This window comes from Plantibacter sp. CFBP 8775, assembly GCF_014839505.1.
Taxonomy (GTDB): Bacteria; Actinomycetota; Actinomycetes; order Actinomycetales; family Microbacteriaceae; genus Plantibacter; species Plantibacter auratus.
In genome coordinates this window covers 128,270-151,220 of sequence record NZ_JACYNV010000001.1, presented here as the reverse complement: position 1 = coordinate 151,220, position 22,951 = coordinate 128,270, and the positions used below count along the sequence as shown (strand labels likewise).

Genomic DNA, 22,951 nt, shown 5'->3' with positions numbered 1-22,951 from the left:
CGCTGCTGGTGCCGCAGGGGCGCGTCGCGACACGCGGCGACCGTCCTGAGTTGTGAACCGTCGGTCAGCTCCGCAACCAGGCCTCGAGACCGTCCGCGCTGATCGGGAGTGCTGCGGAGAGGACCTCGTGGCCGGTGGCGGTCACGAGCAGGTCGTCCTCGATGCGGACGCCGATACCGCGCAGCTCCGGCGGCACGGTGAGGTCGTTCGCGTGGAAGTAGAGGCCGGGTTCGACCGTCAGGACGGCGCCCGGTTGCAACGGCCCGTCGAGGTACCGCTCGTCACCGATGCGGGCGCAGTCGTGCACGTCGAGTCCGAGATGGTGGCCGGTGCCGCTCGGCAGGTAGCGGCGGTGCTGCTGGCCGTTCGGCGACATCGCCTCGTCGACCGACACCTGCAGGATGCCGAGGTCGCGGAGGCTCGTGGCGATCTGCTCGTAGGCCGTGTTCCGCATGTCGATGAACGACCGGCCGGGGCCGACCTGTGACATCGCGGCGCGGTGGGCCCGCTCGACGTGGTCGTGGACCTCGCGCTGGGCCGCGGTGTAGGACCCGCTCGCCGGGAAGGTCCTCGTGACGTCGGCTGTGTACAGCGAGCGCGCTTCGACACCGGCGTCCATGAGGATGAGGTGCTCGGGGAGGACCGGACCGTCGCAGCGCGTCCAGTGCAGCGTGGGAGCGTGTGGTCCGCTGCCGATGATGGTCGAGTACCCGACACCGTTGCCGAAGGTGCGGGCGTGGCGCTCGAAGGTCGACTGCAACCAGCGTTCGCCGCCGAACTCGATGGCGGCGGACAGTTCGCGTGCCACGGAGCGGAACCCGCCGACCGTGGCGTCCACGGCGGCGCGGAGCTGCGCGATCTCCCAGTCGTCCTTGACGAGCTTCGCGGCGGACAGGGCGATGAGGAGCGCTCGCGACGCCGCGAATCGACCGTCGACCCGGGGTTCCGGGGCGCCTGCGCGGAGCGCGTCGGCGGGCACGAGCGCGAGGGACTCCTCCAGCACCTCGAGTGAGCGGACCTCGATGCCGAGCGCCTCCGCCCACTGGGGGAGTCCGGCGGACGGGCCGATCCAGAGCTCGCCGCGCATGGCGTCGGCGTAGAACGCCTCCTCACCGGGACCGACGGGCTCGGCGAGGTACAGCGTCGCGTCGTGCCCACCGGCGGTCGGCTGCATGACGAGGACCGAGCCCTCCGCCTGACAGGAGGTGAGCCACACAAAATCGCTGTCGGGCCGGAACGGGAACTCGGTGTCGTTCGCGCGCGTCACGGCGCGTCCCGCGGTGACCGCGAGCCACTGGCCGGGGAACTGCGCGCTGACGACGTCGCGGTGACGCCCGGCGGCTGCGCCGGCACCCTCGGCGAGGTCGACGGAGCGGTCCACTGCGCCCCAGCCCGTCGCGAGGTACTCGCGGAACGCGTCGTCCCGGGGGAGTGGCTGGGTGCGGGGGTCGCGGAACTGCAGGCTGTCTGGACACATGGAGATCAGTAAGCCACCCGAGGTGGACGCCGTCAAGCTGCGGGTCCCGGAGCCACCGGAACATCTCGGCCGTACCGTCTGATCCGGCGTTTCGTCCTGTCCGACCGGCTCAGGCGACCGGCGGGATGGACGGATCGTCGGCAGGTTGACACCTGTTCGGACGCCTCCGCAGAATGACGGCATGACAGGAACCGCCGACACCGGCACCAGCGCCACGCTCGATTTCAACCTCGACGCGAAGGTGTTCGACATGGTGTCGTCGTCCGCGAGCGTCGTCGACGCCGACGCGCCCACGCGATTCGTCTACCACGAGACGCACGGCGTGCTCTGGGGCGAATACGTCGGCGACACCGTCTCCGTCGGACGGTTCTGCGGGGTGCGCACCGGCGAACGCATCGACATCTCGTTCGTGCACCGCAATCGTGCCGGCGACCTGACGACGCGCGGCGAAGCGAGCTCGATCATCTCCCGCGCCGAGGACGGCTCGTTCGTCCTCACCGAGGACTTCATCGGCCCGGACGGGCAGGCCCACGTCAGCGTCTGTCGGGAGATCGCCGCCGCCTGAACCGGCCAGCCACCCTCGCTGGGTCAGCGTCCGCGTCGCTCCGGCACCCGCTGGGCGCGCTCGTCGCTCGTGCGGACGAACCGCGTCATGCCGAAGCGCTCGCCGGAGTCCTCGACGCTCGTGCGCTCGGACCTCGTCATGCGGAGCGACACGTTCGACCGCTCCTCGTCCATGAGGAAGACGGTCGTCGTCGCCTTGATGGACGGCCACTGCGCGAGCCGGGTGGCGACCAGTTCGTGGATCGCCGCCACGTCGGGGGCCCGGATCAGCATCATCGCGTCGTGCTCGCCGGTCGTGACGGCGAAGTACTCCAGCTCCGGGACCGAGGACAGCCGCGCGCGGAAGTCCGCCCATTGGCTCTGGCGCAGCGTGATGAAGACCATGGCCGCGACACCGAGCCCGACCGTGGCCGGCTCGATCTCCGCGTGGACCCCCTTCAGGACGCCGGCGCGGAGCATCGCCTCGTAGCGCGAGTAGGCGTTCGAGCGGGAGATCCCGAGTTCCTCCGCGAGTGCGGCGACCGAAGCCCGCCCGTCCTCCCGGAGCAGCTCCAACATGCGGATGTGGGTGTCGTCGAGTTGCATCGATTGCTCCAAACGTCCAGATTCAGCGGTGGTCCTGGCGGTCGATTGAGAGGATATGGCAGATTCGCCGCGAAATCGAGACAATTCTTCTTTGGTAACGGCTTGTGGATTGACGAATGATCGCGTATCGCACTACTTTCAGCTCATCCCTCCAACCAGATAAGGAGCTCCACCTTGTCACGATCCTTCAGCCGCACGAGCCGGCGCGGCATGGCGGCCCTCGGCCTCGCCCTCGCCGCCGGCCTCGCGCTCAGCGCCTGCTCCCCCTCAGGTGGCTCCGATGACAGCGCGGGCAAGTCGCTCGTCGTCGACGCGTCCTTCGACCTCAAGACCGCCGACCCGAACCGCGAGTACGAGACGACCGGCTCGATCGTCGCGAAGGCGCTCTACGAGACCCTCCTCACCTTCAAGGGCGACGACGTCACCGCCCCCGTCGACGGCCTCGCGAGCTACGAGATGAACGCCGACAACACGGTGATGACCCTCACGATGAAGGACGGCAAGAAGTTCTCCGACGGCTCCGACGTGACCGTCGACGACGCGGTGTTCTCGCTGCAGCGCGTCCAGGGCGTGAAGGGCAACCCGTCCTTCCTGCTCGACGGCGTCACGATCGAGAAGACCTCGGACACGACCCTCACGCTCACCTCGGCGACGCCGAACCCCGCCCTCCCGTTCATCCTGCCGAACCCAGCCCTCGGCGTCGTGAACAAGAAGGTCGTCGAAGAGAACGGTGGCAGCGCGACCGCCGACGACGCGGCCGAGTCGTTCCTCAACACCACTTCCGCGGGCTCCGGCCCGTACAAGCTCGAATCCTTCGACGCCGCCTCGCAGGTCGTCTTCACGGCGAACCCCGAGTACACGGGGACCAAGCCCGCGTACGAGCGCGTCGTCCTCCGCAACGTGCAGGGCCCGACCCAGAAGCTCAACGTCGAGGCCGGTGACTCGCAGGTCGCCCTCGACCTGAACCCCGACCAGGTCTCCGAGCTCGACGACTCGAAGGTGAAGATCATCGCGAACCCCTCGCGCTACATGATCTTCCTCATGCTCAACCAGGACCCCGCGATCAGCGACATCACGAGCAACCCGAAGTTCCTCGAGGCCGTCAAGCTCGGCATCGACTACGACAAGATCGTCGACCTCGCCGGCGACGGTTCCGTCCGTCCCGGTGGCTTCATCCCCTCGATCTTCAACGGGGCGCTCGACGCGGCCGACGGCAACCAGTTCGACGCCGATGCGGCGAAGGCGGCCCTCAAGGAGTCCGGCTACGCCGGTGAAGCCGTCACGCTGAACTTCCCGAACGACATCACGGTGCAGGGGCTGTCGCTCCAGAGCATCGCCGAGTCGGTCCAGGCGCAGCTGAAGTCGGTCGGCATCACCATCACGCTGGCCCCGGCTCCGGTCGCCACCGAGCTGGACGCCTACCGCGACGGCAAGGAGACCGTGGGTCTCTGGTACTGGGGCCCGGACTTCCCGGACCCGTCGAACTACCTCGCGTTCACGCCGGGTGAGCTCGTCGGCCTCCGCGCGGGCTGGCCGGCCGGCGCCGACCCGACCGTGACCGACCTCGCGAACGCGGCGCTCGCCGCGACCGACACGGACGCCCGTGCCGCCGCGTACCAGGACCTCCAGAAGGCGCAGAACGCGAGCGGACCGTTCATCCCGCTCCTGCAGCCGGCGCAGAACGTGGTCACCGCGACCACGATCACCGAGGTTCCGCTGAACCCGACGTGGACCGTCGATCTTGCCGGAATCAAGTAGCGTCGCACCGACGACGTCCAGCGCGCGAGCGGGTCTCCACCCGCTCGCGCGCTACCTCGGCATCCGGCTCGGACTCACGGTCCTCCTGATGTTCGGGGTGACGCTCGTCACCTTCACGCTGACCAACCTCGTCCCCGCGGACCCCGTGCAGGCGGCGCTCGGTGAGCAGGCCGCGGCTGATCCGACGATCGTCGCGCAGTTCCGCGAGAGCGCCGGCCTCGACAAGCCACTGCCCGTCCAGTACGTCACGTACGTCGCGAACCTGTTCCAGGGTGACCTCGGGACTTCGCAGCAGACCCGCGGCGCCGTCGCGGACGAACTCGGTCGTGCCTTCCCGGCCACGGCCGAGCTGGCGCTCACCGCCATCGTCATCTCGATCATCATCGGCGTCGGTCTCGGCATGTGGGCCGCGCTGCGCCGCAAGACGATCACCGACCAGGTCATCCGGGTCGTGAGCCTCATCGGCATCTCGGTGCCGTCGTTCTGGCTCGCACTCGTCGTCTACTTCGTGTTCTTCTCCCAGCTGCACTGGTTCCCGGGCTCCGGGCGGCTCTCGCCCGCGGCGATCCCGCCGCCGAAGGTCACCGGGATGTACACGATCGACGCGTTGCTCGCCGGCCAGTGGTCGACCTTCGGCGACGCCATCGCCCACCTGATCCTGCCCGCCTCGGTCCTGGCGCTCTACACGATCGGTCTGCTCACCCGGTTCGCACGGTCGGCGATCCTCGAGGTGCTCGACCTCGATTACGTGCGTGCAGCGCGGGCGAAGGGCCTTCCCGGCCACGTCGTCGTGACCCGGTACGTGCTCCGCGGGGCGCTCGTCCCCATCATCACCGTGCTCGGCGTCGCCTTCGGGTCGCTGCTGTCCGGGACGGTCCTCGTCGAGAAGGTGTACTCGTGGCACGGCCTCGGCGAGTACGCGTACTCCGCGGCGACCAAACTCGACCTGCCCGCGATCATGGGCGTCGGGCTCATCGTTGGCTTCGTGTACATCGGCCTGAACTTCCTGGTCGACGTGCTGTACGGCTTCATCGACCCGAGAGTGAGGGTGGCATGACCGACGTCCTCGCCGTCCAGACCAAGCGCAAGGGCCGCCTCCGCATCTCGAAGCAGCTGCGCACCCCGCTCGCCGTCGCGGGTGGTGTGATCGTGCTCTTCTGGCTGCTCGTCGCGGTGCTCGCGCCGTGGATCCGGCCGTTCGACCCGCTCGCCCAGGACTTCGACCGGCTGCAGGCCCCGAGTGCCGCGCACTGGTTCGGCACCGACCAGGTGGGCCGCGACGTCCTGTCCCGGGTCGTCAGCGGCGCACAGGTCTCGATCCCGCTCGCCCTCATGCTCGTGATCTTCGCGATGCTCATCGGTTCGCTGCTCGGGGCGATCGCCGGCTACTTCGGCAAGGCCCTCGACGAGACCATCATGCGGATCGCGGACCTCGTGTTCGCGTTCCCGACGATCATCCTCGCGATGGTCATCGCGGCTGCGCTCGGCCCGAGCCTCACGAACGCCGTCATCGCGATGCTCATCGTGTCGTGGCCGGCCTACGCCCGAGTGACGCGTTCACTCGTCATCGGAGCCAGGGGTGCCGAGTACGTCATCGCCGGTCGTCTGCTCGGCAACGGGCCGTTCACCTCGCTCGGCAAGGACATCCTGCCGAACGTCGTGTCGCCGGTCGTCGTGCTCGCCACACTCGACGTCGGTACGGCCATCCTGCTGCTGTCGGGGCTCTCGTTCCTCGGCCTCGGTGCCGTCCCGCCGACGCCGGACTGGGGCGCGATGGTGTCCGACGGGGTGCAGAACTTCTCCTCCTGGTGGATCGCGGTCTTCCCTGGACTCGCCATCCTCACGGTGGTGCTCGCCTTCAACTTCCTCGGCGACGCCCTCCGCGACGCCCTCGACCCCCGGTCGCAGGAAGCCGTCCAGGGGCGCGCGCTGTGAGCGGCGAGCACGGAGTGACCGATCCGAAAGGACGCGACATGACCCAGTCAGCAGGCAGCAGCGGTGGCGGGATCGTCATCGAGGGGCTCACGCTCGGCTTCGGTCGCGGCGCCGCCGCCAAGCAGATCCTCCGCGGCATCGACCTCGAGGTCCCCGCCGGTCGCATCACGGGGCTGGCCGGTGAGTCGGGGTCAGGTAAGACCATGACCGGGCTCGCGATCTGCGGGCTCCTGCCGGCCGGCGCGGACCTCGGCGGCAGCATCCGATTCGACGGCACCGAACTCGTCGGGCTCAAGCAGCGCACCATGAACCGGTACCGCGGCACGGAGATCGCGATGATCTTCCAGGACCCGACCGCGAGCCTGCACCCCATGCTCACGGTCGAGGCCCAGCTCGTCGACCACTACCGGCACCACACGGGAGCCTCGAAGGCGGCCGCCCACGCGCGGGCGCTGGAGATGCTCGGCCTCGTCGCCGTCCCGAACCCGGAGGCGGCGCTGCGCAAGTACCCGCACCAGTTCTCGGGCGGGCAGCTGCAGCGCATCGCGATCGCCTCGGCGCTCATGTGCGAGCCCTCGGTGCTCATCGCCGACGAACCGACCACGGCCCTCGACGTCACGGTCCAGGCCGGCATCCTCCGCCTGCTGCGGAAGCTGTGCGACGAGCTCGGGATCGCGATCATCCTCGTCACCCACGACCTCGGAGTGATGTCGGCGCTCGCCGACACGATCGCGGTCATGCGGCTCGGCGAGATCGTCGAGCACGGCAGCCGGTACCAGGTCATCACCGATCCGCAGCACGAGTACACCAAGGCGCTCATCGACGCGCTGCCCGACACGGGAACGGAGGCGGCGTCATGACGCTGCTGCACCTCGACGACGTCCACGTGACGTACAAGCTGCCCGGTCGCGGCACGCTGAACGCGGTCGACGGCGTGAGCTTCGACCTCGAACCCCGACAGGTGCTCGGCCTGGTGGGGGAGTCGGGCTGCGGCAAGTCGACCCTCGCGCGAGCGGTCTGCGGGCTGGAACCGACCTCGGGTGGCGCGATCACGTTCAACGGGACGCCGATCGGCAAGCTGGGTCTCCGGAAGCGCGCACCGGAGCTGCTGCGGATCCAGATGGTCTTCCAGAACCCGTACGCCTCGCTGAACCCGCGCCGCACGGTCGGGAGTCAGATCGAGGACGGCCTCCGGGTCAACCCGGTGCGCGACGCGTGGGACGTCGGTCAGCTGCTCGAGCACGTCGAACTCGACGCCGCCAGCCGCACCCGCTACCCGCACCAGTTCTCGGGCGGCCAGCGGCAGCGCATCGCGATCGCCCGGGCCATCGCGGCGGGCCCCGAGCTGCTCATCGGTGACGAGCCGATCGCGTCGCTCGACGCCTCCCTGCAGGCACGGGTGGCGAAGCTCATGCGGAAGCTCGCGGTCGAGACCGGCGCGGCGCTCCTGTTCATCAGCCACGACCTGTCCGTCGTGCGGGTCATCGCGGACGACGTGGCGGTCATGAGCGCCGGGCGCATCGTCGAGCACGGTCCGGTCGACCGCGTCTGGTCCGACCCGCAGGACGCCTACACGCAGCGGCTCCTCGCGGCGATCCCGGTCGTGGACGGACTCGGCACCCTCCCCGGCGCCTAGCCGGACCCCTGCTCCGTCCCTGTCTCAGGAGCGTCTCGGCGTGTCGGGTCCCCCGCGCTCGACACGCCGAGGCGTTCCTGAGTCAGGGAACGGGTCAGCGGAGGGTCGGCGGGCCGACGGGGCCGGGGGAGTCGTCGATGAACGGGCGGTCGATGGTCTCCCGCACGAGGAGTTCGAGGAGGCGGAACGCGCCGACCGCTGCGAGCTGGACGAGGAGGAGCGGCCCGAGGAGTGCACCGGCGTACGGCAACCAGACGAGGAGTCTCCGTTCCTCCCGCCAGCACACGGCGAGGACGGCGGGTGCCATCGCGAGGCCGAGCCACCCGGGCGTCGGAGCGCCGAGCACGGGCGTGACGAGTCCGATCGTCGCGACCCAGACGGCCAGGACGCCGAGGACCGACTGCCCGATCAGCACGGCGGCGACGCCAGGAGCGTGTCGGACGTACCGCTCGACCGACACGACGGCCCACATGAGCCAGGCCCGGAGGAGCGGCACCCGCTGGTGGCGGAGGCCGACGCGGAACTGTCGGTCGTCCTCGAACCGCTGCTCGAGTGCCTGGTCCGGCGGGAGCCCGAGCGCGAGGAGTGCCCGGTGGTCGTGCACGACGGCCGGCGCGGATTGCCGGCCGTAGCTGCCGATGAAGCTCCACAGGACGCCCGGGACGGACGCGAGGTCGGTCCATCCCTCCGCCCGGTCGCCGTCGTGCCCGTCGTCGGACGCCGGTGCCCACACGACGGGACCGTCAGGAGCGTGCTCCTGGAACCCGATCCGCCGCTCGAGCCGGAACCGGCGTCCGGTCGGGGGGATCTGCGCCAGATCGATCCGCTGCAGCGGCTGCTCATCGTCGTCGAGGTAGGGCATGCGGACATCCTCCCGCAGCCCACCGTCAGGTGTGAGTCCCCTGGATGTCGGCTCCTGACCTTGCTCACGAGTTTCCCGCGTCGTAGCGTGGCGTTCCGTTGCCGTTCAACCGAGTCTGGTCAGATGGTCAAACAGCTGCGATGCGGTTCGGAGAGCATCGCTCGAACGAGAGTTGTCACGTGAGTCTTCGCACGGCCGAGTACCCGAGGCCCGATCACTTCCTGCTCCATGTGAGCGACACGCACCTCCTCGCCGGCGGGGGGAGCCTCTACGACAGTGTCGACAGCGAGACGCACCTGCGTCGCCTGTTCGCCGAGTTCGAGGCGTCCGGCGGTCGGCCCGAAGCGATCGTCTTCACGGGTGACCTCGCCGACAAGGGCGAACCCGACGCGTACGACCGCATCCGCTCGATCGTCGAGCCGGTCGCCGAGCGCCTCGGATCGCAGATCATCTGGGTGATGGGCAACCACGACGACCGCCAGGCGTTCCGGGCCGGGCTGTTCGGTGAAGTGCCGACCACCCGTCCGGTCGACCGCGTCTACGACGTCAACGGCCTCCGCGTCATCACCCTCGACTCGAGCGTCCCCGGGCACCACCACGGTGAGGTGTCGGACGAGCAGCTCGACTGGCTCGCCGAGGAACTCTCGACGAAGGCGCCCCACGGCACGATCCTCGCGATGCACCACCCGCCCGTCCCGAGCGTGCTCGACCTCGCCGTGAGCGTCGAGCTGCGCGATCAGGCGAAGCTCGCCGAAGTGCTCGAGGGATCCGACGTCCGGAGCATCATCGCCGGGCACCTGCACTACTCCTCGACCGCGACCTTCGCGGGCATCCCGGTGTCGGTCGCCTCGGCCACGTGCTACACGCAGGACCTCAACGTGCCCGTCGGCGGGACGCGTGGTCGCGACGGCGCGCGGGCGTTCAACCTCGTCCACGTCTACGGCAAGACGGTCCTGCACTCGGTGGTGCCGCTGGGTGAGACCCCGCCGTTGCACTACATCGACGCCGAGGAGAGTGCGCGCCTGCTCGCTCGCGACGGCATCGAGCTGCCCGTGTCCGACACGGTGCCCGTGCAGCCGGAGCCGCCGCTGACGATGCCGATCGGCGTCCTCGTCTAGGGCGGCACCTCCCCGGTCCCTGAACTTCCCTCCGGTCCCCGAACTTGTCGAAGGGCCGCAGCCGGGCAGGGTACCGCAGCCCGGCGGGTCCGCCGTTCCGGGAGCCTCCCCAGACCGACGCGCCTATCGTGGACGGATGACCTCCCCAGAAGCACCACGCACCGCACTCGTCGTCGGCGCCAGCGGCATCACCGGTTCCGCGATCGTGTCGCAGCTCCTCGAGGACGGTGGCTGGCGGATCCTCGCCCTCGCTCGCCGAGCGCCGGCGGCCCACCCGCAGGTCGAGCACGTCGCGGCCGACCTCCGGGACGCGGACGACCTCGCGCGCGCCCTCGGCGGCACCGGCGTCACCCACGTGTTCTTCACCGCCTGGTCACGTCAGGACACCGAGGCCGAGAACATCCGGGTCAACGGCGGCATGGTCCGCGACCTGCTGGCAGCCCTCTCCGCCGAGCCCGTTCAGCACGTCGCCCTGGTCACCGGCCTGAAGCACTACCTCGGCCCGTTCGAGGCCTATGCGGCGGGCGAGATGCCCGACACCCCGTTCCACGAGGACGAGGACCGACTCGACACGCCCAACTTCTACTACGAGCAGGAGGACGAGCTCTTCGCCGCGGCTGCGCGAGCGGGGTTCACCTGGTCGGTACACCGCTCCCACACCGTGATCGGACATGCGGTCGGCAACGCGATGAACATGGCGTCCACGCTCGCGGTGCAGGCGGCGCTCTGCAAGCGGCTCGACCGACCGTTCGTGTTCCCCGGTTCCGAGACCCAGTGGAACGGCCTCACCGACATGACCGACGCCGGACTCCTCGCCGAGCAGATGCTCTGGGCTGCGACCTCACCGGCCGGTGCGGACGAGGCGTTCAACATCGTCAACGGCGACGTCTTCCGCTGGCGCTGGATGTGGCCGCGACTGGCTGCGCACCTCGGCGTCGAGCCGGAGGGTTTCGACACCGAGCCGCGTCCGCTCGAGCAGCAGATGGCGGGCGTCGAGGGCACCTGGGCCGAGCTGGTGGCCGAACACGGTCTCGTCGAGGCCGATCTCTCCCGCGTGGCGTCGTGGTGGCACACCGACGGCGATCTCGGCCGGGACATCGAGGTGGTCACCGACATGAGCAAGAGCCGACTCGCCGGCTTCACCGGCTACCGGCGGACGCTGGACGCCTTCACCGCGATCTTCGACCGCCTCCGCGCAGAGCGCATCGTCCCCTGACCGGCCCCGGTCCCCGGGCGCCCTTCCGGCCCCTGGGCACCCGTCCGGTCCCTGGGCGCCCGTCCGGTCCCTGAGCCTGTCGAAGGGCGGTCAGCTGAGCTTGGCGGGCTCGACCTCGAGCGCGTTCGGCACGGCGGCCTCGCGCTCCCACGGGGCCGGGAACGGGAAGTACCGCTCGAGGAAGTCGATCACCGCGGTGGTGCGCTGTTCCACCGAGATCTCCGGCCTGCTGCCGTCGTTCAAGCAGAACATGTCCTGGTCGCGTCGCTTGAGGAGTCGCTCCATCTGCCCGAGCGACTGCTTGAGGGTCGTCTCGATGTAGCGGACCTTCGCCTGGGTCTGCTGCACCGCGCGACCCGTCATGAGGCCGTAGTAGTGGTAGAACGAGTTCGTCACCGAGATGTTGTCCGCCGCACGGAACGCGCTGTGGGAGGTCGCGCGGAACTCCTCGGCGAACTCCTGCTCCATCTCCGCCATGATGCTCCGGCGGAGGGGCGCGGCGCAGTGCTCGAGGTGACGGGTGGTGACGCGGCCGAAGCGCTCGTGCAGGAGCCGGCGGTTCACGCGGGCCGCGTTCTCGAAGCCGCTGCGCGAGGGGTCGTTCGCCCCGAGGCCGATGCGGGTGGTCGCCTCCACGAACTTGCTGATGCCGCCCGGTGAGAAGAACAGTTCGGGACTGATCGGTCGGCCGAGGAACATGTCGTCGTTGGAGTAGAGGAAGTGCTCCGACAGCCCCTCGATGCGATGCAGCTGGCTCTCGACGGCCATGGAGTTGTGCGTCGGGAGAGCGTCGAGGTCGCCGAAGAACTCCTCGCTGCGAACGATGGTGACCTTCGGGTGCTCCGCCAGCCATTCGGGCGCGGGGGAGTCGGTCGCGATGAAGATGCGCCGGATCCAGGGGGCGAAGGTGTGCACGCTCCGGAGGGCGTACTTGAGCTCGTTGATCTGGCGGAAGCGGGCGTCGGAGTCGTCGCCGTCGCCGACGACGTAGCTCTGCATCCGCTTGGCGCGGGCGCGCTGGAACTCCTCGGAGGAGCCGTCCACCCACGAGAAGACGAGGTCGATGTCGAAGGTGACGTCGCTCGCGAGCGCGCCGAACATGTGCTCGAGCGTCCGCCAGCTGCGGCCGTATCGTTCCACGGTCGTCTCGACGGCCTCCGTCCGCGGCATGTACGTCCGCATGAGGACGTTCTCCACGGGAGCGGTGATCTCCTCGTCGCCGAAGCGCCAGAGTTCGAGCTGCAGGGCGGTCTCCATGCCGTAGCGGAGGCGGCCGAGCGGTTCGATGCGCGGCCGGTACAGCCGGAACACCTCGGCCTTGCGGGCGCCGGTGAGCAGGCCGTCGGAGAGGAGGTGAGGATCGCCGGCCGGCTTCACCGTCGACATGCGCGCTTTGAGCGGCACGCTGTAGAAGGGCTCGTCGGCGAACGCCTCCGCGAGTGCGGTCTGCAAGCGCTTGCGCAGGGAGCGGTCGACGACGATGACGGGGCGGTCGTGCTCGCCCCGGATGAGGAGGTATTCGATCTCGGCCGCGTCGAGCACGTCGGCGACGGCGAGCAGGTCCTCCACCATCGACTGCTGTGGGGTCAGGTGACCGTTGATGAGGGTGTACACGCCCTTGCGCTGCACGACGTCGGGGCGGTCGAAGCGCTGCGATCGGGAGCCACCGGTCACGAGGACGAGCTCAGGGGCGGTGGTGAACGGGAGTTCCGGCGGAATCGGGTCCTTCACGGTACTGGTGAAGGCCGTCGGTGCCTGAGTGCCGACGGTTGGCCGCTGGTCGTCGAGTTCGTTCGTGATCGTGTCCGCCTCTGGTCTGCTGGGGAGTGGGTTCATCGTTATTGTACGGCCGTCGCCCGGGACCGCTCGCGGCTTGACGGCGACGGGGTCGCAGGCGGCGTCCGGGTACGATTGACCCCATGGTGAGCGTGGCGGAATCCTTGGTGCGCCTGCAGGACCTGGCCTCGTCGCCCGTGGTCGCTCGGGTGGCGTCGGCGTTCGCCGAAGCCGGGTACGAACTGGCCCTCGTCGGCGGACCGGTTCGCGATGCGATGCTCGGTCGCACCGTGAGCGACCTCGACTTCACGTCGAACGCCTCGCCCGACCAGATCCTCGCGGTCCTCAAGCCGATGGCGAGCGCCTGGTGGGACGTCGGCCGCGACTTCGGGACGATCGGCGCGAAGGTCACCGTCACCGACGACGACGGCGTCGAGCACGCCGACACGGTCGAGATCACGACCTATCGGGCCGACGCCTACGACGGCGTGACCCGCAAGCCGGTCGTCGCGTTCGGCGACACCCTCGAAGACGATCTGCGTCGGCGCGACTTCACCGTCAACTCGATGGCGCTCCGCATCCCCGAGATCACCCTCGTCGACCCGTCCGGCGGCGTCGAGGACCTCGTCGCCCACCTGCTGCGGACGCCGAGCTCGCCCGAGGTCTCCTTCGGCGACGACCCGTTGCGTATGCTCCGAGCCGCGCGGTTCGCTTCGCAGCTCGGCTTCCGGCCCACCGACGACGTGATCGAGGCGATGGAGGAGCGTCGCGAGACCATCTCCATCGTGAGTCCGGAACGGATCCAGGCGGAGCTCGGCAAGCTGCTCGCGACCGACCACCCGCGCGCGGGCCTCGAGCTCCTCGTCGACACCGGCATCGCCGATATCGTGCTGCCCGAGCTGCCGGCGCTGCGACTCGAGCCCGACGAGCACCACCACCACAAGGACGTCTACCAGCACTCGCTCACGGTGCTCGAGCAGGCGATCGGCTACGAGCACTCGCGGCACCCCGGCGAGGCGCCCGACCTCGTTCTGCGTTGGGCCGCGCTGCTCCATGACATCGGCAAGCCGGCGACGAAGAAGACCGGCCCCGGCGCAGCCGTCACCTTCTACCACCACGACCTCGTGGGTGCGAAGCTGGCGAAGAAACGCCTCACCGCGCTCCGCTACGACGGCGACACGATCAAGAGCGTCGCGCGGCTCGTCGAGCTGCACATGCGGTTCTTCGGGTACTCCGAGGGCGTGTGGGCCGACTCAGCGGTGCGGCGCTACGTCCGCGACGCCGGTCCGCTGCTCGAGCGGCTGCACATGCTCGTCCGCGCCGATGTCACGACCCGCAACCGGCGCAAGGCCGACCGCCTCGGCTTCGCCTACGACGACCTCGAGCAGCGCATCGTCGAGCTCCAGGAGCAGGAGGAGCTCGAGTCCGTCCGGCCCGACCTCGACGGCAACCGCATCCAGGAGGTGTTGGGCATCGCACCCGGTCGCGAGGTCGGCGAGGCGTACCGCTGGCTGCTGGAGCTGCGCCTCGACGAGGGCCCGCTCGGCGAGGAGGAGGCCACCCGCCGCCTCCTCGACTGGTGGTCCTCCCGGTGACAGCCCCACCTGCCCGCGAACTGTCACAAACGCACAGTCAGACGGCGTCACACTGGCCGTTTCTGACAGCTCGCGGGCGTTCAGACTGAACTGCTAGCCTCCCTGAGGTTCACGGAACGAAGGATTCTCATGCTCAAGCGCCACGCCGCCCTCGCGATCGCGGCCGCCTCCGCCCTGATGCTGAGCGGTTGCGCCGCCGGATCCACGGAGCGCACGACGGTCACGGTGCGCGTCTGGGATGCCGCCGTCGCCGACGCCTATGAGACCTCATTCGCCGCCTTCGAGCGCGAGAACCCCGACATCCGCGTCCGCGTCGACGTCGTCGAGTGGGCCGACTACTGGACGAAGCTCCGCACCGACGTCGCGGCGGACACCGCTCCCGACGTCTTCTGGTTGAACAACTCCTACCTCGCCGGGTACGCGGACAGCGGGAGCGTCCTCGACGTCGGGCAGACGCTCGGCAAGGACGCCTCGAAGGACTGGGCACCGAGCGTGGTCAGCCAGTTCACCCGGAACGACAAGCTCTGGGCCGTCCCGCAGCTGTCCGACGCCGGCATCGCGGTCTACTACAACGCCGACCTCCTCGACGCGGCCGGCGTGAAGCCCGCCGAGCTCGAGGACGCGACCTGGTCGCCCGACGCGACGAAGGACACGTTCCTGCCCCTGGCGAAGAAGCTGACGAAGGACGCGGCCGGGGTCTCGGCCGACCAGCCCGGCTTCAACCCCGCGGCGCCCGCGACCTACGGCACCGGCCTCGGGTACGACCTGCAGGCCGTGCTCCTGCCGTTCATCGGCTCGAACGGCGGGAAGTACCAGGACGGCGACGACTTCGCGTTCAACGACCCGAAGACGAGCGAGTCCGTGAGCTACCTCGTCAACGCGATCAACGGTGCCAAGGTCGCCCCGCCGGCCGCCTCCACGAACGCCGACGGCGACTTCGCCCGCGACGCCTTCCTCCAAGGCAAGGTCGCGATGTTCCAGTCGGGGCTCTACAGTCTGAAGGCCGTGCACGACGGCGCCGACTTCCGCTGGGGTGTCGCGGAGCTCCCGTCCGGCCCTGCGGGCAAGGTCAGCGTCACGAACGGGATCGCCGCAGCGGGCAACGCGGCCACGAAGCACCCCGACCAGGTGAAGAAGGTGCTCGCGTGGCTGGGCAGCACCGAGGGCAACGCGCCCGTCGGTGCGTCCGGCTCGGCGGTCCCCGCCGTCACCGCGGCCCAGAAGCAGTACTTCGACTACTGGAAGGGCCAGGACGTCGACGTGCAGCCCTTCTTCGACGTGATCGCCGACGACGCGAAGACCATCGCGCCACCGACCGGTGCCGGGTATGCGAAGGGACTCGCCGCCTACGACCCGATCTTCAAGGAGATCTTCGCCGGCACGACGCCCGTCGCCGACGGCCTCAAGAAGGCGCAGGAGGCGGCCAACGCCGCCATCAACGACTGACCCCGGGCGCAGGGCATCGCAGGGCATGATGGACCATCATGCGGATCCTCATCGCGAGCCACCTCGAGCCTGAGCACGTCGAGGCGATCAGCGCCTCCCTCCCCGATGTCGAGGTGCTGTACGACCCGACGCTCGTCGCGGTCCCGCAGTACGTCGCCGATCACCGCGGGCCGTCACCCGAGCTGTCCGCAGCGGACCAGCAGCGGTGGGAGGACATGCTCGCCCGGGCGGACGTCGCGTTCGACTTCGACTGGCAGGACCCGGCCGCGCTCCCGCAGCGCGCCCCGAACCTGAGATGGATCCAGGCGACGAGCGCCGGCATCGGTGCGTTCATGCGTCGCACCGGACTCGACCGCAGCGGCATCACCGTCACGACGGCAGGTGGCGTGCATGCCGTCCCACTCGCCGAGTTCGCCCTCACCGGTGCGCTCTTCGTCGTGAAGGGTGTTCCGTTCCTCCAGCGCCGGCAGCGGGAGCGCCGGTTCGAGCGATACACGACCAGACAGTTGGCCGGGATGCGCGTCACCGTCGTCGGCGTCGGCGGCATGGGGTCGAACGTGGTGCGGACCTTCGACACCATCGGCGCACGGGTGACCGCGGTGGGTCGGGTCGGCGGCACCTATGAGCTCCCCGACGGCGTCGAGCTGAGCGATGTGGACCGGCTCGACGAGGTGCTGCCGGGCACCGACGTGCTCGTGCTCTGCACGGCGCTCACGCCCGAGACCGAGAACCTCATCGGCGCCGACCGGATCGCGCTCCTGCGCGACGGCGCCGCCATCGTCAACATCTCCCGTGGGCAGGTCGTCGACGAGGACGCGCTGATCGAGGCGCTCCGCTCGGGCAAGCTGGGTGGCGCGGCGCTCGACGTCTTCCGCGAGGAGCCGCTGCCCTCGGACTCACCGCTCTGGGACCTCGACAACGTGCTCATCTCGCCCCACTCGGCGTCCACGGTCGAGAGCGAGAACGCGACACTCACGGCACTGTTCATCGAGAACCTCGCCCGTTACCGCGCAGGCGAACCACTGCTGAACCGGTTCGACGCCGAGCGCGGGTACTGACCGACCCCGGCTGTGCGTCTGTCGGGCGCGGGATCTCGGTAGCGTCCGAACCGGACGAAACGCGCGGTCATTGCGCTACAGATGTCGCTCGCGCACGTTTCGTGCTCGTAACGAATCTGCACCGGAAGCCTTCTCGGTTTGAGTGATTTGTTCGGAGCGTGCTGTAATCCTCTACAAGCACGTGCGAAGAACCTGCACACAGCCGTGCCGTCTCTCACACACAGAAAATGAGGTCGACATCAATGTCATCCCCACGTAGTGGATTCCGGAAGAGCGCCGTCGCGCTCGCGGGTCTGTCCATCACCGCCCTCGCCCTCGCCGGCTGCGCCGCCGGTGGCAGCGGCTCCAGCAGCGGTGCCAGCGGCACGATCGTCATCGGCACGACCGACAAGGTCACGACGCTCGACCCGGCCGGATCCTACGACAACGGCTCCTTCGCCGTCATGAACCAGGTCTACCCCTTCCTCCTGAACACGCCGTACAACAGCCCGGACGTCGAGCCCGACATCGCCGAGTCGGCCGAGTTCACCTCGCCGACCGAGTACACGGTGAAGCTCAAGAAGGGCCTCAAGTGGGCCAACGGCAACGACCTCACCTCGTCCGACGTGAAGTTCAGCTTCGACCGTCAGCTCGCCATCGCCGACGACAACGGCCCGTCGTCGCTCCTCGGCAACCTCGAGAAGACCGATGCGCCCGACGACCTCACCGTCGTCTTCACGCTGAAGACCGAGAACGACCAGACCTTCCCGCAGGTGCTCTCGAGCCCCGTCGGTCCGATCGTCGACGAGGACGTCTTCTCCGCCACCGAGCTCACGCCTGACAACGACATCGTCAAGGGCAAGGCGTTCGCCGGTCAGTACACGATCGACAGCTACAAGTTCAACGAGCTCATCTCGTACAAGAAGTACGCCGACTACCAGGGCCTCCTCGGCGAGGCGAAGAACGACACCGTCAACGTGAAGTACTACACCGACGAGTCCAACCTGAAGCTCGACGTCAAGCAGGGCAACATCGACGTCGCGTCGCGCAGCCTCTCCGCGACCGACATCGAAGACCTGAAGAAGGACAAGAACGTCAAGGTCGTCGACGGCCCCGGTGGCGAGATCCGCTACTTCGTCTTCAACTTCGACACGATGCCCTACGGAGCGACCACCGCTGACGCCGACGCCGCGAAGGCGCTCGCCGTCCGCCAGGCCGCTGCCGACTTGATCGACCGCGCTGCGATCGCCAAGGACGTCTACAAAGACACCTACACGCCGCTCTACTCCTACGTGCCCGCCGGCCTGACCGGTGCCACCGAGTCCCTCAAGGGCCTCTACGGCGACGGCGACGGCGGCCCGGACGCCGCGAAGGCCAAGGAGACGCTCGAGGCAGCCGGTGTGACCGTTCCGGTCGCGCTCAACCTCCAGTACAACGGTGACCACTACGGTTCCGGCTCCGGCGACGAGTACGCGCTCATCAAGGACCAGCTCGAGGCCGACGGCCTGTTCACCGTCAACCTGCAGCAGACCGAGTGGGTGCAGTACTCGAAGGACCGCACGACGGACGTCTACCCGGCCTACCAGCTGGGTTGGTTCCCGGACTACTCCGACGCCGACAACTACCTGTCGCCGTTCTTCGCCACGGACAACTTCCTCGCGAACCACTACGACAACCCGGCCGTCAACGATCTGATCAACGAGCAGCGCTCGACGACGGACGCCGATGCGCGGACGAAGCTCATCGAGCAGATCCAGGACACGGAGGCGGCCGACCTGTCGACCATCCCGCTGCTCCAGGGCGCTCAGGTGGCGGTCGTCGGCAAGGACATCGAGGGCACCGTCCTCGACGCGTCGTTCAAGTTCCGCTACGCACCCATCACCAAGGGCTGAGTAGCCTGACCAACTGATATCCGACTATGGTGAGTCGGACGTCGCGATCGGGGTGGCTCCACAGAGCCGCCCCGATCGTCTGTCCGGGCTCTACCGAGTCGGTGATCGAGGAGGATCCACTGCAATGACGGCAGCTGTCGCAACCCCACCCCCCAAGGCGGCCAGACGTTCCGGAGGTGGCGGACTCTGGCGGTACCTCGTCATCCGCTTCCTGCTGATCATCCCGACGGTGTTCATCCTCGTCACCATGGTCTTCTTCCTGATGCGCCTGACCGGTGACCCGATCACCGCGGCGCTCGGAGGCCGCCTCCCGGCCGATCAGCTCGCGGAACGCATCAGCGCCGCCGGCTACGACCGGCCGCTCTTCGTCCAGTACTTCGAGTTCCTCGGGCAGATCGCCGTCGGCAACTTCGGCACGACGATCTCCGACAACCGGCCGGTCATCGAGGTCCTCCTCACGTACGGCTCCGCGACCCTCGAACTCGCGATCTACGCCCTCATCGTCGCGTTCATCGTCGGCATCCCGCTCGGCATGCTCGCCGCGGCCCGCCGCGACCGCTGGCAGGACGCGGGCCTCCGCGTCTTCGCCATCCTCAGCTACGCCACCCCGGTGTTCTTCGCCGGCCTGCTGCTCAAGCTCGTCTTCTCCGTCTGGCTCGGGATCCTCCCGGTCGCCGGTCGAGCCAGCACCGGCACCGAGCTGACCCTCCAGACCATCTCCAACCCGTCCGGCATCTACCTGATCGACGCGATCCGCCTCGGCGACCCGACGGCGATCAGCGACGTCCTCGCCCACGCGGTGCTCCCGGCGATCGCCCTCGGCCTGCTGACGGCGGGCGTGTTCCTGCGGCTGGTCCGCACCAACGTCATCGGCACGCTCGGTTCCGGCTACGTCGACGCGGCCCGGTCGCGCGGCGTCAGCGAGTTCCGGCTCGTGACGAAGCACGCCTATCGTCCGGCGCTCATCCCGATCATCACGGTCATCGGCCTGCAGATCGCGCTCCTCCTCGCGGGCGCGGTCCTCACCGAGACGACGTTCGAATGGAAGGGCCTCGGCTTCATGCTGAGCGAGTACCTGAAGGCGCGTGACTTCGTCGCCGTCCAGGGGATCGTCGCGCTGCTGGCCGTCATCGTCGCCCTGACCAACTTCATCGTCGACATCATCGCGGCGATCATCGACCCGAGGGTGAGGTACTGAGCATGAGTGCTCCGACAGCCACCACCGCCGTGCAGACCGCGCCGGCGAAGCGTCCGCTGCGCGACCGCCTGCCCGTCGTCAAGCAGTTCCGCCAGTCGGTCGGGCTGCAGCGGGCGATGCTCGTCATCGGTCTCGTCGTCACGGGCGTGTTCGTGCTCATCGCGATCCTCGCGCCGCTCGTCGCGCCGTACCGCTACAACCAGCTGCGCGGCGACGACGGTTCGTTCGGTACGCAGCAGGCGCCGAACGCGACGAACCTCCTCGGCACGACCGTCGGTGGGTACGACGTCCTGTCCCGGGTGCTCTGGGGCGCCCAGACCGCGCTCTTCGTCATCGTGTCCGCGATCATCCTGTCGATCTTCATCGGCGTCCTGCTCGGGCTCGTCGCCGGGTACTTCGGTGGCTGGCTCGACCGCGTGCTCGTGGTCGTGTGCGACGCGGTCTATGCCTTCCCGTCGCTGCTGCTCGCGATCGTCATGTCGATCGTCATCAGCCGGGGCCAGTCGAGTCTCTGGGGTGGCATCCTCGCCGCCGCGATCTCGATCACCGTGGTCTTCATCCCGCAGTACTTCCGGGTGATCCGCTCCGAGGTCGTGCGCATCAAGAGCGAGGCGTTCGTCGAGTCGGCGAAGGTCATCGGTGCGTCGAGCTCCCGCATCATGTTCCGTCACGTGCTGCGGAACGCGACGCGGACCCTGCCGCTCATCATCACCCTCAACGCCTCCGAGGCCATCCTCACGCTCGCGGGGCTCGGCTTCCTCGGGTTCGGCATCGAGCCGACTGCGGCCGCCGAGTGGGGCTACGACCTCAACCGGTCCGTCTCCGACGTCACGAGCGGGATCTGGTGGACCGCGCTGTTCCCCGGCCTCGCGATCGTCCTCGTCGTGCTCGGCATCACGCTCGTCGGTGAGAGCCTCAACGACCTGTCCGACCCGCGTCTGCGCAGCCGTCGTCGTGTCGGCGCGTCGAGCGGATCGGTCGCTGCGACGTCGAGCATCACGACCACCGGTGGCACGCCCGACAGCCCCGGTGGCGCCGGGATGATGGACGCCGAGTCGCTGGGAGCCGTGAGCGACGCCGCGGCGGACAGCGATCTGGAGAACCGACGAGAGGACGAGCGCTCATGAGCCAGTCGACGCCGACCACCGGTCCACGCGACCTCGGCACCAAGGACATCGTCAGCATCCGCGACCTCGGGGTCTCGTTCTCGACCGACGCCGGCGCCGTGAAGGCGATCAACGACATCTCGCTGTCGGTCGCACCGCGCGAGATCGTCGCGATCGTCGGTGAGTCCGGCTCGGGCAAGACGGTCACGGCCAAGACCATCCTCGGTCTGCTCCCGGAGACGGCCACGGCCTCCGGCGCGGTCGTCCTGCGCTCGCGCGACGGTTCGACCGAGCAGGACGTCGTCACGGCGTCGGCGGAGCAGCTGCGGTCCATCCGCGGCAGCGACGCGGCGATGGTGTTCCAGGAGCCGTCCACGGCCCTCAACCCCGTCTACAAGGTGGGGTGGCAGATCGCCGAAGGTCTCCGCGCGCACGGGTCGTACACGAAGGCCGAGGCGCGGGCCAAGGCCATCGACATCCTGCGTCGCGTCGGCATCCCGGAGCCGGAGGAGCGGGTCGACTACTTCCCGCACCAGTTCTCCGGCGGGCAGAAGCAGCGCATCGTCATCGCGATGGCGCTCGTGCTCGACCCCGGACTGATCGTGGCGGACGAGCCGACGACGGCGCTCGACGTCACAGTGCAGGCGGAGATCCTCGACCTCCTGCGTCGGTGCCGCGACGAGTTCGGCACGGCCATCGTCCTCATCACCCACAACATGGGCGTCGTGGCCGACCTCGCCGACCGCGTCGTGGTCATGTACCAGGGCGACATCGTCGAGGAGGCCCCCGTCCAGGAGCTGTTCTCCTCACCGAAGGCCGAGTACACCAAGAAGCTCCTGTCGTCGGTGCCGCACGTCGGCCGCGGCAAGAGCTCTACGCCGGCCGAGGTCGAGCGCGGCAAGCAGTTGCAGCTCGGTGAGCCGGTGGTCGTCGCGAAGGGGCTCGAGATCGAGTACCCGGGTCGTTTCGGCCGTGCCGGGTTCCGTGCGGTCAAGGGCGTCGACTTCACGATCCACGCGGGCGAGGTCCTCGGCCTGGTGGGGGAGTCGGGGTCGGGCAAGACCACGATCGGCCGCGCGATCGCCGGGCTCACCAAGGTGACCGGCGGCTCGCTGTCGGTGCTCGGTGTGGAGATGAACCGGGTGAAGGAGCGCGAGTTCGCCCCGAAGCGCCGCGAGATCGGGTTCGTGTTCCAAGACCCGGCGACGAGCTTCAACCCACTGCTCACGATCGCGGAGTGCGTGGCGGAGCCGCTCATCGTGCACGGCCGCTTCGGCGACGCACGGGCGGCCCGTCGTCGGGTGGACGAGCTCCTCGAGGCGGTCCAGCTGCCGAAGGCGTTCGGCGACCGGTTCCCGCACGAGCTCTCCGGTGGGCAGCGGCAGCGCGCTTCGCTTGCGCGGGCGTTGGCGCTCGAACCGGCACTGCTGGTCGCCGACGAACCGACCTCGGCACTCGACGTGTCGGTGCAGGCCCGCGTGCTGGAACTCTTCGCCGAGCTGCAGCGTGAGTTCGGGTTCGCGTCGCTGTTCATCAGCCACGACCTCGCGGTCGTCGACATCCTCGCCGACCGCATCGTCGTGTTGTATCGCGGCGACATCGTGGAGGAGGGGCCCGGCTCAGTGGTGCTCGGTGCGCCGAGCGACGTCTACACGCGTCGTCTCCTCGCGTCTCTCCCCGTGCCCGACCCGGCCGAACAGGCCGTGCGTCGCGAGGAGCTCAAGCGCCTCCGCGCCTGATCCTTCTTCGG

Annotated in this window: 19 protein-coding genes; 15 read left to right on the top strand and 4 right to left on the bottom strand. The window is 69.0% G+C overall.

Features of this window, described 5'->3' with window-relative positions; translation table 11 throughout:
• Positions 1–64: 64 nt before the first annotated feature.
• Positions 65–1,477, bottom strand: a complete 1,413-nt coding sequence (locus IFR14_RS00720; RefSeq protein WP_191939934.1) for an aminopeptidase P family protein — start codon at positions 1,475–1,477, stop codon at positions 65–67.
• A gap of 181 nt (positions 1,478–1,658) precedes the next feature.
• Here IFR14_RS00720 and IFR14_RS00715 point away from each other — a divergent pair, with 181 nt between their 5' ends.
• Positions 1,659–2,042, top strand: a complete 384-nt coding sequence (locus IFR14_RS00715) for a hypothetical protein (protein WP_198425018.1) — start codon at positions 1,659–1,661, stop codon at positions 2,040–2,042.
• A gap of 23 nt (positions 2,043–2,065) precedes the next feature.
• On the opposite strand, the gene IFR14_RS00710 is transcribed toward IFR14_RS00715, so the two are convergent.
• Positions 2,066–2,626, bottom strand: coding sequence for an Lrp/AsnC family transcriptional regulator (locus IFR14_RS00710; protein WP_079003723.1), 561 nt, complete (start codon positions 2,624–2,626; stop codon positions 2,066–2,068).
• Between the two features lie 174 nt (positions 2,627–2,800).
• On the opposite strand from IFR14_RS00710, the gene IFR14_RS00705 reads away from it, so the two are divergent.
• From IFR14_RS00705 to IFR14_RS00685, 5 genes are read left to right on the top strand one after another with little or no spacing between them, the layout of a single operon-like run.
• Entirely contained in the window at positions 2,801–4,384 is a 1,584-nt protein-coding gene (locus tag IFR14_RS00705; protein WP_197977346.1) for an ABC transporter substrate-binding protein, read from the top strand.
• The gene (locus IFR14_RS00700) at positions 4,368–5,441 is read left to right on the top strand and encodes an ABC transporter permease (RefSeq protein WP_228501403.1); all 1,074 of its coding nucleotides are present in this window, start codon (positions 4,368–4,370) and stop codon (positions 5,439–5,441) included. Before IFR14_RS00705 ends, IFR14_RS00700 begins: the two co-directional genes overlap by 17 nt.
• Positions 5,438–6,319: an ABC transporter permease gene (locus IFR14_RS00695; protein ID WP_079704282.1), complete on the top strand. Its 882-nt coding sequence runs from the start codon at positions 5,438–5,440 to the stop codon at positions 6,317–6,319. Before IFR14_RS00700 ends, IFR14_RS00695 begins: the two co-directional genes overlap by 4 nt.
• Positions 6,320–6,357: 38 nt before the next feature.
• The gene (locus tag IFR14_RS00690) at positions 6,358–7,179 is read left to right on the top strand and encodes an ABC transporter ATP-binding protein (protein WP_159876468.1); all 822 of its coding nucleotides are present in this window, start codon (positions 6,358–6,360) and stop codon (positions 7,177–7,179) included.
• Positions 7,176–7,955: an ABC transporter ATP-binding protein gene (locus tag IFR14_RS00685; RefSeq protein WP_079003721.1), complete on the top strand. Its 780-nt coding sequence runs from the start codon at positions 7,176–7,178 to the stop codon at positions 7,953–7,955. Before IFR14_RS00690 ends, IFR14_RS00685 begins: the two co-directional genes overlap by 4 nt.
• Before the next feature lie 94 nt (positions 7,956–8,049).
• On the opposite strand, the gene IFR14_RS00680 is transcribed toward IFR14_RS00685, so the two are convergent.
• On the bottom strand, positions 8,050–8,817 hold the full coding sequence (locus IFR14_RS00680; protein WP_124767795.1) for a DUF1353 domain-containing protein: 768 nt from the start codon (positions 8,815–8,817) through the stop codon (positions 8,050–8,052).
• A 179-nt stretch (positions 8,818–8,996) separates the two neighbouring features.
• Here IFR14_RS00680 and IFR14_RS00675 point away from each other — a divergent pair, with 179 nt between their 5' ends.
• Together IFR14_RS00675 and IFR14_RS00670 are read left to right on the top strand one after the other, a co-directional pair.
• Complete coding sequence (locus tag IFR14_RS00675; protein ID WP_234994036.1) at positions 8,997–9,935, top strand: phosphodiesterase; 939 nt, start codon at positions 8,997–8,999, stop codon at positions 9,933–9,935.
• Positions 9,936–10,071: 136 nt separating this feature from the next.
• A complete protein-coding gene (locus tag IFR14_RS00670; protein WP_124767794.1) occupies positions 10,072–11,151 on the top strand; it encodes an SDR family oxidoreductase in 1,080 nt (359 codons plus the stop codon).
• Between the two features lie 90 nt (positions 11,152–11,241).
• On the opposite strand, the gene IFR14_RS00665 is transcribed toward IFR14_RS00670, so the two are convergent.
• Positions 11,242–12,987, bottom strand: coding sequence for a stealth family protein (locus IFR14_RS00665; protein ID WP_124767793.1), 1,746 nt, complete (start codon positions 12,985–12,987; stop codon positions 11,242–11,244).
• A gap of 83 nt (positions 12,988–13,070) precedes the next feature.
• On the opposite strand from IFR14_RS00665, the gene IFR14_RS00660 reads away from it, so the two are divergent.
• The 7 genes from IFR14_RS00660 (at position 13,071) to IFR14_RS00630 (ending at position 22,940) form a co-directional block, all read left to right on the top strand.
• Positions 13,071–14,522, top strand: a complete 1,452-nt coding sequence (locus IFR14_RS00660; RefSeq protein WP_124767792.1) for a CCA tRNA nucleotidyltransferase — start codon at positions 13,071–13,073, stop codon at positions 14,520–14,522.
• Positions 14,523–14,651: 129 nt separating this feature from the next.
• Positions 14,652–15,968, top strand: coding sequence for an ABC transporter substrate-binding protein (locus IFR14_RS00655; protein WP_191939933.1), 1,317 nt, complete (start codon positions 14,652–14,654; stop codon positions 15,966–15,968).
• Positions 15,969–16,006: 38 nt separating this feature from the next.
• Entirely contained in the window at positions 16,007–17,026 is a 1,020-nt protein-coding gene (locus IFR14_RS00650; RefSeq protein WP_124767790.1) for a D-2-hydroxyacid dehydrogenase, read from the top strand.
• A gap of 242 nt (positions 17,027–17,268) precedes the next feature.
• Entirely contained in the window at positions 17,269–18,897 is a 1,629-nt protein-coding gene (locus IFR14_RS00645; RefSeq protein WP_124767789.1) for an ABC transporter substrate-binding protein, read from the top strand.
• Positions 18,898–19,021: 124 nt separating this feature from the next.
• Positions 19,022–20,095 carry an ABC transporter permease gene (locus IFR14_RS00640; RefSeq protein WP_124767788.1) on the top strand — a complete coding sequence of 358 codons (1,074 nt, stop codon included), beginning with the start codon at positions 19,022–19,024 and terminating at the stop codon, positions 20,093–20,095.
• Positions 20,096–20,097: 2 nt separating this feature from the next.
• On the top strand, positions 20,098–21,222 hold the full coding sequence (locus IFR14_RS00635) for an ABC transporter permease (protein ID WP_124767787.1): 1,125 nt from the start codon (positions 20,098–20,100) through the stop codon (positions 21,220–21,222).
• Positions 21,219–22,940 (top strand): dipeptide ABC transporter ATP-binding protein, encoded by a 1,722-nt coding sequence (locus IFR14_RS00630; protein ID WP_191939932.1) that lies wholly within the window; start codon positions 21,219–21,221, stop codon positions 22,938–22,940. Before IFR14_RS00635 ends, IFR14_RS00630 begins: the two co-directional genes overlap by 4 nt.
• The last annotated feature ends 11 nt before the right edge of the window (positions 22,941–22,951 follow it).